This is a genomic window from Streptomyces soli (assembly GCF_003999195.1).
Lineage (GTDB): Bacteria > Actinomycetota > Actinomycetes > Streptomycetales > Streptomycetaceae > Actinacidiphila > Actinacidiphila soli.
In genome coordinates this window covers 1-15,146 of record NZ_RJVR01000228.1, presented here as the reverse complement: position 1 = coordinate 15,146, position 15,146 = coordinate 1, and the positions used below count along the sequence as shown (strand labels likewise).

Below are 15,146 nucleotides of genomic sequence, written 5' to 3'. Positions count from 1 at the left end.
GTATCCCGACGGGCCGGCGACGTGGTGGCCGCCCTCCTGGACCACATCACGCCCGCTCTGGAGGAAAACGGAGACCTCAGAGAGGTGAGCGCCCTCGTTCACCGTCTCCTGCGCGACGGCACCCCCGCCGACCGCCAGCGCCGGGCCATGGCCACCGGCGGTATCAGGGCGCTGGTCGAACTCCTCACCGGACGGGAACGGGACCGCGCACGGACCCGATCCCCTGTCTGAGCGGCTCCGGCACTGAGGCGCACTCCGGTATGCGCCGGTTTCCCCCGCCTTTCGATCCAAAGGAAACCGGCAGCAGCTGCCGGTGCACTACAACGACTCCACCGTCATGGGCTCGCTGGCCGACTTCCTCGCTGCTTCGGACGAGCGCGGGTCTCACCGACTGCGTCGTACCGTGGGGCCACGGGCAGAACCCCACTGTCGCGCCTGGCGACGCCTCGGTGACGGTGACCCGAGAAGGGTTCGAGGGGTGTTCCCGACGAGGCAGCCGAAGGGGGCGGAGGGCGTGATGGTGTTCGCTCACCTGCACGTCGCGTCCGGTTATTCGGCCCGGTACGGCCCCTCGCACCCCGAGCATCTGGTCCGGCAGGCGGCCGAGCGGGGCATGGGCTCCCTGGCGCTGACCGACCGGGACAACGTCACCGGGATGGTGCGCTTCGCCCGTGCTTGCGCCGCGCACGGGGTTCGGCCGGTGTTCGGCGTCGACCTGGCCGTCGCGCCCGCTGACCTGGCCGACCCCTCCCACTCCCCCACTGCCGCGTCAGGCCGGCTCCGTACACGGTGCGCGGCGGCGCCCATGACATCGATGTGGAGTCCGCGCGCCGGCTGGAGGTCTACGACCAGCCTCTTGGACCGGGTGCCGGTGCAGCCCACCGCCGGGGCCACTAGTCGAAATGGAGGGGGCGCCCACCGGGGGGCTGGGCCTGATCAAGTTGGACGTGCTCGGCGTACGGATGCAGTCCGCGATGGCCCACGCCGTGGTCGAGATCCGCCGCGCCACCGGGAAGAAGATCGACCTCGACGACGGCGAGCAGGTGCCGTTGGACGCGCCTGGGGGGTACGCCTGGCCCTGGCGTCGGTACGCGGGATCAGCGACGACCAGGTCGCCCGGATCGCCTCCGGCCAGCCCTACACCTCGCTGCAGGACCTGTGCCATATCCTCCACGTCCACTTCCACATGACCTCCGGCGACGGGCCCGGGCTGTTCGAGCGGCTTCTCGGTCTCGCTGAGGGCACTACCCCGCGCGTCCAGGCTCTGCAGCCGGACTCCGCCCTCGGTGACCACACCGCTCCCGGGGCCCGGCGGGACTGGAGCGGCTCCCGCCCCCGTCCCGCCGGGCCGGTGTTCAGCAGATACCGTCGCTCGGCTTGGGGTTGCTCAGCCCGAAGAGCGGACGCAGCCGCAGGCCCGCCCAGGTGCCGAGGATCGCGACAGCGCCCCAGACCCAGCCAGAAAGACTGCCGGACGCGATGCCCGCCAGATAGGCACCGATATTGCAGCCACCGGCCAGCCGGGCACCGATGCCCATCAGCACCCCGCCCAGTACAGCGGCGACCGCGGTACGCCACGGTACGCCACGGTGCAGCGTCCAGGTACCGCCGAGCGCGGCCGCCACTGCCGCGCCGATCATGATGCCGATGTCGGTGAGGCTGTTCTTGTCGGCGAGCACCGCACCCGACAGCGTCGCGGCGTTACCCCCCTGCCAGAACGCCCAGGTCTCCGGATGCCCGCCGAGGGCGCGGACGAGTTCCGAGCCCCACAGTGCGAACGCGCTGGTGACGCCCCAGGCGCCGCCGGAGACCAGCAACACCCCGGCGCCGAGCACGCTCAGCGCCAGAGCGCCGGCGGCCAGTGGCCAGGAGCCGCGCAGCACACGCGCCGCGGCGCCGCGGGCGGACGGCACCGGGCCGGTCGGCGGCGGGTTGCGGCGGGCTTGGACGCGTCGCGAGACCAGCACGATCAGAGCGAGCGCCAGCATGGTCACGGCCCAGGAGCCGAACCAGCCGATGTGGTCTGCCATGACGACCGGCTGCAGGGCGGGCAGGTCCTTCCAGAGGCCGAACTGCCACGCGGCGAGGGTCGAACCCGCGACAAAGCCACCGAGGGTGAACACGATCGACGACTGCCCGGAACCGACCGCGAACAGCGTGCCGGAGGCACAGGCGCCGCCGAGTTGCATGCCCACGGCGAACACGAACGAACCGATGAGCAGCCCCACGCCGAGGGGCCCGGCCGACGGCGCGGGCACCGAGCCGAAGACACCCGTGCCGGTGCCGATCAACAGGGCGAACAGCGTCGCAGTGGTCCCGAGCAGCAGTGCGTGGGCGCGCAGTCCGCTGCCGTTGCCGACGGCGACGAGCTGCCGCCACGCGGAGGTGAAGCCGAAGCGGGAGTGGAAGAGCGCCACGCCCAGACCGAGCCCGAGCAGCAGCAGCACACCGGGCTTGGCCCCATGAGCGGACCATACGTAGCCGGTCAGTGCCACGGCGATCAGCGTGGACACGACGAGCGGCACCCGGAGCACGGGCGGGGCGGGGGGAGCGTCGGGACGGGGTACGGAGGTGGGGGAGGGGGTGAGCAGGGCGACGGACTTCGTCGCCTCTGCGGGCGGTGCGGTCATCAGGGGAACTCCGGGGACGGACGAGGGGGACCAACAGATTCAAGGGCCGCCGAAAGCGGTGTCCTTCGAAGAAGCGCCGCTTCGGCGCAACCGCCGCCGTGTGGGACCGCTCAGCGGCGGCTCAAGGCGCGGATTCAGCGGTACGGACTCAGCTATGACTGGCTGGGCGGCGACACAGGCCGTCGTCGACACACCACACCGAGTTCGCAAGGAGCACGAGACAGAGGAGACGAGCGGGTGCGGACATACGTACGACCATAAGGTCATGTTTCGTTTTTTGGGACCGGCGTCTCGCCATACGGTCGGCTGCCCCGCTCCGCCTGGCTCCGGGACGGCGGTGGGTCGTACCGCCAACGGCTGGTCAGCCGACGCAAGAAATCCGCGACTTCGCTGTCGAACTTGTCGCCACACTGTCCGATGCCGCCGAACTTGACACCGACGCTTGCGTCCAGGAGGTCATCGTGGCGTGGCGCGCGACCGCCCGCATCAAGGCGGATCCGAGGCAGTACACAAACGCTCTCCCGCCCACCAAGGGCGACTTCGGCCCGGTGGAGGTCACCGCGTGAGCCCGAAGCGGGGCGACAGGGTCACTGTGCCGCCTCTCGCTGGCCAACACGCGTCGCTGCCTCGAAATCCTGCGCCCCGATCCCCGCTCCGGCGCCCATCACGATCGTCAGCACCGTCTACGGGGAGATCTGGGCACCCACCGGCCCGCGGCGCCCGCGCCGCCGGGATGCTGTCGTCGGCGTGTGCCCTGGCGCCCCTGTCGCCGGACGCGTCCAAGGCCCGCCCACCAGTGCCTTTCCGCTCTGACGTGTCTCTGCACATCCGTAGCGCAATGGGAGCCCGGCGCGGGCAGGGTCAGGTGAGCAGGGCCCGCCCATACCAGTCGCGGGTGGTGGTGACGCCGGGCAGGACGTAGAAGTAGCCACCGCCGAAGGGCTGTATACAGTCCACGAGCGGTTCGTTGACCAGCCGGGTCTGGACGGTCTCGAACTGCAGGTGGACGTCCTGCTGGTAGCAGGTGAAGATGTGCCCGGCCTGCATGCTGCCGTTCCGGTCCAGTTCGAGGTCGTAGTTGTAGGAGCGACGCAGCAGCCGCTGGTCGGCGGTCGCGGCCGTTCCGGGGTTGGCCGGGCGGGTCGACGACGTCCCCCAGCCTGGCGGCTGGGTGGGGGGTCCTCCCCCTGGCTTCGCCGGGGGACCCCCACCGGCCGAAGGCTGGTGGGGGTCCCCCCGGACGGAGTCTGGGGGAGAGTGCCCCCACCGCGTCGCCTCCCTCTCCCCCAGCCTTGGCGGCTGGTGGGGGTCCTCCCCCTGGCTTCGCCGGGGGCACCCCCACCGGCCGAAGGCTGGTGGGGGTCCCCCCGGACGGAGTCTGGGGGAGAGTGCCCCCACCGCCTTGCCAGACTTGCCCCTCGCCCCGCTCCTTCCTCCACCCCACCTATTTGCGCGGCCTCTTACTCCTTCCACCCCAGTTCGCCATGAGCGGTGCCCGGCATCGTCCGGCGAGAAAGTGTGAGGGCGAGAGCGGGGCACAGCGAGAGGGCGTCGAAGAAGGCGCAGAAGCCGCCGTCCCGGCGCGGGGCCCGGCGGTCTGCGGCAGGTGCCCGCCCTCGGGGACGGGATGTGTTCAGCCCTCCTTGGCGAGGGCCGGGACGAAGCGGGCGGCGTCGATCGTGCCGACGCCGGTCGCCATGTCGTAGCCCTTCACCGCGGTGTAGCCGGTGACTCCGGCGTAGCTGTTGTTCGTGCCGTCCTTCACATCCACGATCCCGGTGGACGGGTTCCGCGAGGACTGCGCGTACAGCGAGTACAGCGCCTGGTGGATGTCGCCCAGCCGGTGCCCGGCGACCTGGTCGGCCAGGGCCACGATGCCCGCGAAGAGCGGGCTGGCCTCGCTGGTGCCGACGTAGACATCCCAGCCGACCCGCTTCGGGTCGTAGCTGGAGTACACCCATGCGCCGCCCTTCAACGAGGCGGACATCGAGACGTCCGGGGTGCCGCGGCGGTCGCCGACCACCTGCTTGACCCCGTTCTGGTACGAGGGACGGGCGAAGACGTGGGACAGACCCCCGCCGCTGGCGCCGTGGTCGTTGTAGACACTGTCCGGCGCGATGCGGTTGCCCTTGGCGTCCAGGTGCAGCTGGGTGCCGCCGACCGAGACCACCAACGGGTCGGAGGTCGGCCAGGCGTTGACCCTGTACGGGTAGTGGGCGCGGCCGTTCGCGGTGGTGTCGGTGGGTCCGCTGTCGCCGGAGGCATCGAGGACGGTCACACCGTGCCTGGCCGCGTCCTTGAAGGCGTAGCGCAGGTTCTGGATGCTGGAGAAGTCACCGCTGCGGAAGCCGGGGAAGGTGTTCTCCGCCGCGCCGAAGCTATGGGTGATCACATCGCCCACACCGCGGTCGATGAGCGACTTCTCGGCGTCCATCATCTCTCGCAGGCCGGTGGTACCGTCCCCGTTGGTGGAGACCCCGGTCTCCACCAGGACGATGTGCGCGTCCGGGGCGACGGCATGCGCCATCTCCACGTCAAGGGTGGTCTCCCCGGCCCAGCCGGTGTGGTCCGGTTTGGTGGGGTTGAAGGGCGGGACGTTGCCCCATTTGACCACGTCGACATGGGTGCTCTTCATACCGAACCGGGCGCTGTAGACATCCAGATCGTGCTGGATGGTCGGCGAGCCGAAGGAATCCACGATCACGATCGTGCGCCCCTTGCCGGTGACTCCTGCCCGGTACAGCGGGTTCAGGTCGTACGCCTGGCGATACTGCGTCGGGGTGTAACAGGAGATCCGCCACTTCACCTGGCACTGCTCGGTGGTCAGCAAGCTGCCGACCCCGCTCGCCGATTGCTGTCCGGCTACCGCCGGCACGGCCTTGACTCCTTGCGCCGAACGCACGGATGCGGCGGCGACAGAACCGGACAAAAGTGTTGTTATCACTATGAAATTGGCGAGGGTGATGACCCAGGCTGCGGCAACCACGGTGCGCCGCGCACGAATCCTGCGCATAGATGCTCCTCTTATGGAGTGAGACCGCACTGGACAGTTGCCGCGATCTCACTCCGAGGCCATCCGCAGAGCAAGTACTTGCCCCTGTGTGACTTGTCACTGATTAATCTGATTCAGGGCCCTATGCCCATGCCGAGCGTGGCAAGCACGACCCGGGCGGCTCATCGGCACCCGCAAGCCGGCCTATGGGTGCCGAAAACCCCATCCATGGCCTGCGACGTGCGGTTTTCGCGAACGGCAGTTGATCGCCGGTCGGGCGTGCCAGGCTGACGGATCGTGCTGCTGCGACTGCCCTACCTCGCCGTGTCGAGCGTGTTCGCCCTCATACGACTGCTGCCGATGAGCGATGTGAACAAGGACATCTTTCGGTATGAGGGTTTTGATTGAGTATGTCCCGTATGCATATCTTTGAGAACTTCGGGACGGCAGTATGGGCGCCCGTTTGATTCGCTTCCGTCAACTAGATTCCGTCTGGTTTGACGATGCCATGGAAACGCCCTATCAGTTGAGGAACGCCGTCGGCGGCGCTGTTCGTGTAAGAGCTGTCCCGTGAGCCAGCGGAAGCCATACCCCAGCGACCTGTCCGACGCCCGATGGGCGTTGATCGAGCCCCGCCGACTGAGGCGACGCGGACGCCCCGGCGCATCCCTCAGAGGCCGTTCTGCGGACTCTCGTCGGGCTTTGGTGCTGAGTCACGGCCGGGCGGGTGGCCGCGCTTCAGGTGTCACGTGCGGATCTTGAGGTTGAAAGACGGGTCTTGAAGAAGGCCATCTCCTGATCGACTCCTTAGTTCGGAAAAGGTGCAGCTGCTCGGTCTGCATTTTGGGCAGTCGCCCGGACCTGATCCGGGCCGCCGGCGAGTGGCCCGGATCAGGTCCGGGCGGCTCGCCGGCGGCCGCGGCCGACCGGGCTGTACGCCGAGGTCGAGCAGGTGCGTGGGCACCGCTTCCGCCAGGACCTGGGCTGATCGGACTACTTGGCCCCGGAGTCCTAGCCCTGCCACCAGGGGACAAGTAACCCGTCAGTAGGTTCCGGGTTCGCATCTCTGCCGTTACCCGGCGTCAGGCGCTTCGTTGGGCTGTTCGGGTGGGTGCCCGGCGGGCCGACGACAAGGGGCGGGCGTGCGACAGGAGTGGTCGCCGGAAGAGCTGTTGGCGAGCTGGACGCTGGTGGAAGGCGGCTGGAAGCTCGTGGCCAACAAGACCGGGGCGACGAGGCTCGGCTTCTGCCTGATGCTGAAGTTCTTCGAGATCGAGGCCCGGTTCCCGGAGTTCGTGGAGGAGTTCCCGCAGCCCGCTGTGGAGTACGTCGCTGGTCTGGTGAAGGTGCCGGCGACGGAGCTTTCGAAGTACGACCTGGCGGGCGCGAAGCGTCACCGGAAGCAGATCCGCGAGGTCCTGGGGTTCCGGCCGCCGACCCTGGAGGACGAGGAACAGCTGACCGTGTGGCTGGCCGCGGAGGTGTGCCCGGTCGAGCTGGTGGAGGACCGGCAGCGGGAGGCCCTGCTGGTCGAGTGCCGGGCGCGGAGCATCAAGCCCCCGGGGGCGTCCCGGATTGAGAAGGTGCTGGTCGCGGCCCGCAACCGGTGGGAGCGGGCGTTCTGTGCGCGGGCCATCGAGCGCCTGCGCGAGGTCGGGGTGGCCCGGCTGCTGGCGCTGGTCGCGGAGGGCAATGAGGACGGCGCCGCGCTGCTGGCGCTGCTCAAGCGGGACCCGGGCGCGGTCGGCTTGGACTCCCTGCTGGCGGAGATCAACAAGCTGAACGACGGCGGAAACTCGGGCTGCCCGAGGGGCTGTTCGCGGACTGCTCGGAGAAGCTGGTGGCCGCGTGGCGGGCGCGAGCGATCAAGATGTACCCCTCGGACTTCCGCGACACCGCCGAGGACGTACGCATCACGCTGCTCGCGGCGCTGTGTTCCTCCCGGCAGGCGGAGATCACCGATGCCCTGGTGGATCTGCTGGTCGCAGCTGGTGAACGCCACCTTCGCCGCCCGGGACACCGCCTGGTGGGGCCAGGGCACCGCGTACGCGTCGGACTCGAAGAAGTTCGGGTCCTGGTCCTCAAACTTCATGACCGAGTACCACGCCCGCTACAACTGGAGTAGGAGCGGGTTCCCCGGAGCTCTCCCTCGCCGCGTAGCCGCATGTCAGCAGCTCAACCGCCACCTGCAGGCGGAACCTCAGGGGTGCAGGATTCCGACAGTGATAACAGGATTCCTGGAGAGATTCGTGTAATCTGCCGTGCTGTGGTGGATTCCAGGACACGACTGCTGGCCGTCGTACGGCCTCGTGCGGGCAGCGACGCGGACGGCCCTGCCGGGGAGCCGGTGCTGGAGCAGGGCTTGGCGGACGTCGTCACGCTGCAGCGGCGCCAGTCGGCCGCGCTCACCGACGGGGACGAGGAGTCGTTCTTCCTGGACACCGTCGCCGAGTACCAGTGGGCCCGGGACGCGGCAGGGCTGGCCGTGACGACGCTGGACCGGCTGGTCAAGCCGATCATCGAGATCTGCCAGTACTACGAGCTGGTGCCGTGGCGGCTCACCCCGCGGCAGGTCGACCGGTACTTCGCCGGGCCGGGCAAGCGCGGGCGATCCACGGTCCGGCAGAAGATGAACCAGATCGACCACTACTTCGCGTTCCTCGAACAGCGCTATGCCGGTGAGATCGCCCGCCGGTTCGGGGCTGCCGTCGAGTCGCCCATCGACCCGTTCAACCGCCCGAAGCACCGTGGGGACTTCGGGATGCGGGTGCCGCCGTCGCAGCGGGCCACCAGGGAGTTCTTTGCCCGCTGGCGCGACTCGCTGGAGGACGCGCGCAAGCCGGTCATCGCCCGCCGGGACTACGTGATGGGCAAGCTCACCTACATTTCCGGGGTGCGGGCCGCCGAGCTGTGCGGGGTGTGCATCGGGGACGTGCACTGGGAGTCCGGGCAGTGGGGTCGCTTCCTGGTCAACGGCAAGGGCGCCCGTGGCTCCGGTCCCCGGCAGCGGGAGGCATACCTGTTCCAGGAGGGCCGTGACCTGCTGTGGTGGTATATCGAGGAGGTCCGCGGCGAGTTCAGTGACGATTTGGAGGACCCGCGGGCGCCACTGTTCCCCTCCGAGCGGCTGCCGCCGGCGGTCTCCGCGCTGAACATACCGACGCCAGGCATTGCGGTGACGTCCTCGACGTTCCGCAAGGCGCTGAAGACGGCTGGGCAGCGGTTCCTCACCGGCCCGGTCACTCATCTCCACCCCCACCTGCTCAGGCATGCTGCGGCGACGCACAACTACGAGCGCGGGATGTCGCTGTGGGAGGTACAGAAAATGCTCGGACACGACCGGCCAACGACCACGGTTTCGTACCTCGCTACCGCCCACGCGGACCCGGAGGCGGCGAGTCTGGCCGCTGCCGGGCGGGCAGTGCAGCGACTGGTGATGGACAAGGGGAATCTGCGGTGAAGTGGAATCTGCGCTGGGCGGCGGCCAAGCGCGACATCTGGCGGCCGAGCGACCTGCTGGCCGCGTTCCAACAGGTCGGCTTCAACCCGTCGTTGAGCAAGGTCGCCGCTCTGTGGGGCGGCAAGCCGATCTCGGTGAGGCTGGACGACCTGGACAAGATGTGCGCCGCGCTGAACTGCACGGTCGCCGATCTGCTGGAGGCCGAGCCGCTGGCCGCCACCGACGGAGGCGAGCGGGAGACCGGCAGGCAGGCGGTCGGGGCCGAGGACGGGCCGGACCGGCCGGTGCGGCCGACCCCGCGCAAAAGCCAGGGTCGCTCGCGCCGGTCGCTGCCGCCGAACTGACCATGGCACGGCGGAAAGCGTGGCCGGTCGGACAGTGCCGGGTCTGCCTGAGCTGGGGCGAGAAGCCCCAGTACGCCGAGTGCGTGGGATGCGCGTCCTGGCGCAACAGACTCCACCCGGGCACCGGGCGGTGTCGCCGCTGCGGGCACGAGAGCCACATCAACACTGACGGGCTGTGCAGGCTGTGCTTGCAGGTCATCCGCACCTTCGACGCCGAATGGATCGCCGATCCCGTCGCCGGGCGGCCGTGTCAGCTCGCGCTGATCCTGCCTGGCGTCCGTCCGCCCACTTCACAGCCGATCGACCGTCCGCAGAAGGGCCGACCGCGTGACGCGAGCCGACCGCGGTCCTGGCTGGACCGTCAGCGCATCGAGACGGCCGAGCCGAGCGACGACCCGTGCGTGTGTCCGCCGGCCGTATGCGGCCAGCTCCTCTTGTTCCGCCCGCGTCGGCAGCTCGCCCAGGAACACGTCCGGCGCATCCGCGACCGGGATCTCGCTGACTACGACCATTTGCAGGCCATCGCCGTCGCCAAGGCCGCCGAGCTCGGGTTCAGCAAGGCGTGGTGGCGGGCGGCCTGCTGGATGATCCGGCTGGCCTTGGCCGTCCGGGACGCCGACGGCGAGGACCTGGTCGCCGAGGAAGTCCTCGACGATCTGCCGCGCAGCCAGACCGCGGTCGCCGACATCCTGCGCGAGGCCGGTCTTCTTCGCCCGCGTCGACGCCGTCGGCCCGTCATCCCGCCCAAACCGCACCGTAGTTGTCGGCACTGCGACTGCTGGGGCTTCCGCTCTGTCTGCTCAGGCTGCAACAGCTGGAGCACATGGCCAGGCCGGCACCCGGTCGGTGACTGCCGCCGCTGCGGACGCCGAGGCGTCCCGCTGCTGGACGGCATCTGCCGGGCCTGCTGCCTCCACATCGACCACCGCGGCCCCAAAGCACGGAAGGAGACGTGGACGCAGCTGTGGTTCGGCGGCGATCTCGCACCCCGACTTGCGATTCGGCCCGGGGCGCCCGGCTATCCCGCGCCGCCGGACAAGGCCCGGCAACGAGCCGCCGCCGCACGCCCGCCGACACCGCCATTCTCGCCGCACCTGGTCAACCCGGCACAGACCGTCTTGTTCGACGCACGGCGCGACTGGACTTGCATCGCCGTTGGGGAGCTGGACCTCCTGCCGTTCATCACCCCCGGCGCCGAGGCCCTGCTCGACGGCTTTCGGGATCAAGCGATACGGCAGGGCTGGGACGAACAGGTACGGCGTCTCGCTGCCCGCAGCCTGCGCATCCTGCTGGCCCGCATCGGCGCTGACGCCCCCATCCACGAGGCCGACATCCGGTCGCTGCCCGCCGACCGGCCCGGCACCAGCGCACGCCGGATCCTGCAGTTCCTCACCAGACGCGGCCTGGTCATCCCCGACCCCGCCCGGCAGGTCGATATCCATCATCGAGCCATCGACCAGCGCATCCAGAACTTCCCCGAGCCCATCGCGGACGAACTCCGTCGCTGGGTACTGGTCCTGCGAGGCGAAGGCCGCCGGGGACACCCCGCGATGCCGTTCGAGACGATCCGCAAGTACCTCGGCTACCTCTACCCGGTCCTGACCGCCTGGGCCGCCCGCGTCACCAGCCTGCGCGAGATCACCAAGAACGACGTCCAAGATGCCCTCAAGCAACGTCCCGGCTCTACCGGCCGGGACCTTCTCAGCGCTCTGCGAAGCCTCTTCCAGGCCCTCAAGCAGGAACGGGTGATCTTCCGCGATCCCACCCGCAGCGTCTCACTGTCCACCCCCGAACGCCTGCCGGTGCCCATCCCCACCGACCGGCTCCGCGGTCTGATCGACCGGGCCAACGGCCCGATGGCCAAGCTCGTCGTCGCGCTCGTCGCCATCCACGGCCTCGGCCGACGCGAGACCCGCTACCTCCTCCTCACCGACCTCGACCTGTCCCACGGGCGCCTGACGGTCCAGCGAGACCTGAAGCACACCGTCTACCTCGACGAACTCACCCATACACTCGCCGCCGACTGGCTCCGCGAGCGCCACCGACGCTGGCCTCTGACGGCTAACCCCTACCTGCTGGTCAGCAAGCAGACCGTGGCCGACGACCGGCTCCCGCCGGTCTCCACCATGGTCATCAACGACATCTTCCGGCCCCTGGGGCTGAGCCCGTCCAAGCTCCGTCAGGACCGCATCCTCGACGAGGCCCGCCACACCGCCGACCCCGTCCACCTCATGCGCGTCTTCGGCATCGCCGCCGAGACCGCGATGAAGTACATCTACGCCGCCCACCCCGAACGGCGATCCGCTCTGCCCAGATAGCTGCACAGCGTCAGCATCACCAGCACTTCGGGCCGATGGACATCGACTACTCGTCGCAGCGAGCGGCAGCCAGACGGGCGCACGCCTCCATCAGGGCGAAGCCGAGAAGGTTCTGGCCACGCCACCGGGATGGATCGGTGGCGCGGTCGTCGGAGACGGCGAGCCCGATGCCCCACACCCGGTCGCGCGGGCTGGCCTCGACCAGCACCCGGTTACCCGTGCCGAGCAGGTACGCGTGCAGGGCGGGGTCCTGTCCGAACTTGGCGACGTTGCCCGCGACGACCAGTTCGAAGCGGGCAGCGGCCCAGCGCGCCTCGTCGAACGCGTGGACCAGTCGCGCGAGGTTCTTGGCCTCGGCGGGAGTGCGAGCCGCGAGTATCGCCGCGAGCGACGCGTCGTCACCGAACAGGCGGGCCTTACCCGCCATCATCCAATGCTCGGCGCTGGCATACTTCACGCCGTCCACGGTGAACGAGGAAGGCCACCACTGGCTGAGCGCACCCGGGCCGATCGAACCATCCCGCTGCGGCTGATGCCCCCAGAACATCAGCCACTTCGGCCGCGCTCCGGCGGCAATGAGTGCCGCGAGATCTTCTCGGGTGCGGGCCTGGACTGGGCTCTTCGTGTCGATCGTCTCCATGGCAGGGATCCTCGCAGCCACTACCGACAACAGACGAAGGAATTTCCGCCACGCAACCAGCGCGGCGCGACCTCCGCGTGCCGGATGGGGCTCCGATAGCCCAAGCAAACCCGTCCCTCCACGATGGCCAAGGCGGGGGACACACGCGGGTTCTGCCCCAATCCCGGCCAAGAATCAGCGAACCCGCGCGCTTCGGCGGCAAGGCGTGATGATCTATTGGCACGTCGAGAAGAAGAACCTCTGCATCTACTCCCAGCTCAAGTCCTGCTCGTCCTCCGAGGTCGCGGCGATGATCGAGGGCCTGCTGCGGCACTGCACGGACGCCGAGATCGAGTCGAACTACGTCGACACGCACGGCGCTTCCGTGGTCGGGTTCGCCTTCACCGAGCTGCTCAACTTCCGCCTGCTGCCCCGGCTGAAGAACATCGGCAGCATCCGCCTGTACCGCCCGGACGACACCCCGCCTGGCTGGCCCGCGCTCGGCGGCTCGCTGACGACCCGCGCGATCCGCTGGGACCTGATCGCCCAGCAGTACGACCAGATGGTCAAGTACGCAGCCTCGTCCACGTCAACACCCTGCTGCTTCAGCGGGTCCTCGCCGAACCGGCGTGGGCGAAGAAGCTGTCGGACGAGGACCGGCGCGGGCTGACCGCGCTGTTCTGGTCGAACATCAACCCGTACGGCACGTTCCGCCTCGACATGGACAAGCGGCTCGACCTCGTCCTGCCGGGCTCCGTGCCCCACCCCCGCACCCCGGCGGATGCCGCTGACCGACCTCTGACCGAGGGAGCACGCCATGCCCGCTGAGCAGTTTCAGAATGAGGACACCGCGTCATCCGAGGGCGCGCGGCCCGTGCCGCGCGCTTGCCGCGTCGGCTATGAAAATCGCTATCCGGTTGTCGGAGCACGGTGATAGACAGCCGGAGTGGAAAAGACTCTGGAGTTCCCCGATCTGCTGCGGCTGATCGACGAACGATCGACCGCCTTCCGCGCCGCGGTGGCCTCCGCGCCCAGCCTCGACGTGCAGGTGCCGGCCTGCCCCGAGTGGACGCTGTTCGACCTGGTGCAGCACCTAGGTGAGGGGCGCCGCTCCTGGGCCGCCACCATCGCCGCAGGGCCTGCCGCCGCGGCCAAGTCCGCATCGGAGGGCGCCCCGGCTGCGCCTCGGGAGCGCGAGGCCCTGCTGGCCTGGTCGGCCGCATCGACGCAGGAGCTACTGGACGCACTGCGGGAGGCCGGCCCGGATCGCGGTTGCTGGACGTGGTGGAGTACGTCGCAGTCGCCGCAGACCTGCGGTGCCGTCGCCCGGCACCAGCTCCAGGAGGTCGCGGTGCACACCTACGACGCCCAGGTCACCCTGGGCGCCCCGCAGCCGCTGCCGGACGAGGTGGCACTCGACGGTGTCGACGAGTTCCTGTCCACCTGCTGCGCAACGACGGACGCCTGGCCGCACGAGCCCGCTGCCGTCGATTACCACGCCACCGAGGGCCGCTCCTGGCGCCTTTGGCTTTCCGCCGACGGCGCACGGACTGCCCGCCTCCTCACGCCCGGCACAATGCCCGCCACCGCTGCCGGCGAGGACCCGGACGCGGCCGACGCCTCCGCCCGGGGCACGGCCGGTGAGCTGGTCCTGGCCCTGTACGGCCGTATTCCGGTGGACTCCCTGGAGCTGGACGGCGACCGACGTCTCTTCGACCTGCTTCTGGCCTGGGACCCGGATGAGTAGGACGTGACGATGCGCCACCTCGTGCGCCCGAGGGCGAAGTGCACCACCTGCCGCCAGGACTACGACGAGGCCGACGGTGAGGCTGCCGCGCGTCACAGCGAGCCCGTCGACTGCGGCCAGTCGTGCCGCTGCGACGGGCGCCCGCGCTGCTACACGTGCGGCGGCTCGTTCTGCGCGCGCGCCGCGCACTGACACGGTCCTATCGACCCCCAGAGCACCCCCGGCCGGACGGTACCAACTGGGGGCGGAATCGAGCGATTCCGCCAGCGCAGATCAAATCCGGTCCGCTCCGCATTTGCGCCTCCCCATTCCGCCCCCATCAGCGCCGCCGCCATCGTCGCCTTCTACGTCCTCCCCAACCTCTCCAGCATCCTGTTCAGCACCGTCACCGTCCCCGCACTCAAAGACCTCGGCCCCTGGCTCGACCTCAACCAAGCCCAAGGCGCCCTCTACGACCACAACATGACCGGCCAGCAATGGACCCAAGTCCTCACCGCCACCCTCATTTGGGTCGTCCTACCCGCGACACTCGGCGCCCTCCGAGTCCTCCGGACCGAAGTCAAATCGAGCTGAAGCAACGTGCTCGGACCATCGGAGACGTAGGTAGGTAGGCAGCTCTGTCTTGCTCTCGCGGGTTTGGCCATCACCCGTGTACGAGCCTCAAGGCCCGTGCAGCAGGCAGGAGACGGCGATTCGCGGCTGTCACGGCTGCGGTGACTGTGTCGTAGATCCGGAAGGCCAGGTCCAGGCGGGTGAGGTGCATGATCTTCTGGATCGGCGGTGGGGCTGTCGTCGCGCCGACGACGGCCTGGGACAAGGTGCGGCCCGGCTTCGCCGGGGCATTCTCGGTTCGATGACGAAACGCCTGACTCGATGGACGACGGACACGCTCGAAGCGACTTCGGACTTACTCGTCTAGTGTCGTGAGTCTTGGAATAGCTGCATAACTAGGGTTTCGGCTCTGGCAGGCGGTTCAGGTAGCCGGCGAGGCGTTCGAAGATCTCGTCGGCGGACTTGGTCCAGGTGAACGGCTTGG

At 69.3% G+C, this 15,146-nt stretch carries 10 protein-coding genes and 5 pseudogenes; 11 read left to right on the top strand and 4 right to left on the bottom strand.

Going from position 1 to position 15,146, the window contains the following annotated elements:
• The 3 pseudogenes from EFK10_RS22755 to EFK10_RS53405 form a co-directional block, all read left to right on the top strand.
• Positions 1-231 (top strand): annotated as a pseudogene (locus EFK10_RS22755) (hypothetical protein); the annotation flags it as partial.
• A 286-nt stretch (positions 232-517) separates the two neighbouring features.
• Positions 518-734, top strand: a pseudogene (locus EFK10_RS22750) (PHP domain-containing protein); the annotation flags it as partial.
• 107 nt (positions 735-841) lie between these two features.
• Positions 842-1,055: pseudogene (locus EFK10_RS53405) on the top strand (hypothetical protein); the annotation flags it as partial.
• A 300-nt stretch (positions 1,056-1,355) separates the two neighbouring features.
• On the opposite strand, the gene EFK10_RS22740 reads toward EFK10_RS53405, so the two are convergent.
• The 3 genes from EFK10_RS22740 to EFK10_RS22725 form a co-directional block, all read right to left on the bottom strand.
• On the bottom strand, positions 1,356-2,633 hold the full coding sequence (locus EFK10_RS22740) for a YeeE/YedE family protein (protein ID WP_164836120.1): 1,278 nt from the start codon (positions 2,631-2,633) through the stop codon (positions 1,356-1,358).
• 858 nt (positions 2,634-3,491) lie between these two features.
• Entirely contained in the window at positions 3,492-4,028 is a 537-nt protein-coding gene (locus tag EFK10_RS52745) for a hypothetical protein (protein WP_322973380.1), read from the bottom strand.
• A gap of 235 nt (positions 4,029-4,263) precedes the next feature.
• Entirely contained in the window at positions 4,264-5,505 is a 1,242-nt protein-coding gene (locus EFK10_RS22725) for a S53 family peptidase (RefSeq protein WP_240677399.1), read from the bottom strand.
• A gap of 687 nt (positions 5,506-6,192) precedes the next feature.
• Between EFK10_RS22725 and EFK10_RS53400 the strand changes: the two are divergent.
• From EFK10_RS53400 to EFK10_RS22700, 5 genes and pseudogenes are all read left to right on the top strand, one after another.
• Positions 6,193-6,282: pseudogene (locus EFK10_RS53400) on the top strand (IS5/IS1182 family transposase); the annotation flags it as partial.
• 482 nt (positions 6,283-6,764) lie between these two features.
• A complete protein-coding gene (locus EFK10_RS22715; RefSeq protein WP_164836119.1) occupies positions 6,765-7,877 on the top strand; it encodes a DUF4158 domain-containing protein in 1,113 nt (370 codons plus the stop codon).
• A 35-nt stretch (positions 7,878-7,912) separates the two neighbouring features.
• Positions 7,913-9,082: a tyrosine-type recombinase/integrase gene (locus tag EFK10_RS22710; protein ID WP_240677400.1), complete on the top strand. Its 1,170-nt coding sequence runs from the start codon at positions 7,913-7,915 to the stop codon at positions 9,080-9,082.
• A complete protein-coding gene (locus EFK10_RS22705) occupies positions 9,079-9,426 on the top strand; it encodes a helix-turn-helix domain-containing protein (protein ID WP_127357495.1) in 348 nt (115 codons plus the stop codon). The genes EFK10_RS22710 and EFK10_RS22705 overlap by 4 nt, the downstream gene beginning before the upstream one ends.
• 188 nt (positions 9,427-9,614) lie before the next feature.
• Entirely contained in the window at positions 9,615-11,744 is a 2,130-nt protein-coding gene (locus EFK10_RS22700) for a site-specific integrase (RefSeq protein ID WP_127357494.1), read from the top strand.
• 46 nt (positions 11,745-11,790) lie between these two features.
• Here the strand turns inward: EFK10_RS22700 and EFK10_RS22695 are convergent, their stop codons facing one another.
• Positions 11,791-12,384, bottom strand: a complete 594-nt coding sequence (locus EFK10_RS22695; protein ID WP_127357493.1) for an NADAR family protein — start codon at positions 12,382-12,384, stop codon at positions 11,791-11,793.
• A 199-nt stretch (positions 12,385-12,583) separates the two neighbouring features.
• Here EFK10_RS22695 and EFK10_RS22690 point away from each other — a divergent pair.
• The 3 genes and pseudogenes from EFK10_RS22690 to EFK10_RS22680 form a co-directional block, all read left to right on the top strand.
• A pseudogene (locus tag EFK10_RS22690) lies at positions 12,584-13,104 on the top strand (Tn3 family transposase); the annotation flags it as partial.
• A gap of 205 nt (positions 13,105-13,309) precedes the next feature.
• On the top strand, positions 13,310-14,110 hold the full coding sequence (locus tag EFK10_RS22685; RefSeq protein WP_127357492.1) for a maleylpyruvate isomerase family mycothiol-dependent enzyme: 801 nt from the start codon (positions 13,310-13,312) through the stop codon (positions 14,108-14,110).
• Positions 14,111-14,113: 3 nt separating this feature from the next.
• Entirely contained in the window at positions 14,114-14,302 is a 189-nt protein-coding gene (locus tag EFK10_RS22680) for a recombination activating protein 1 (protein ID WP_127357491.1), read from the top strand.
• Positions 14,303-15,146 lie beyond the last annotated feature (844 nt).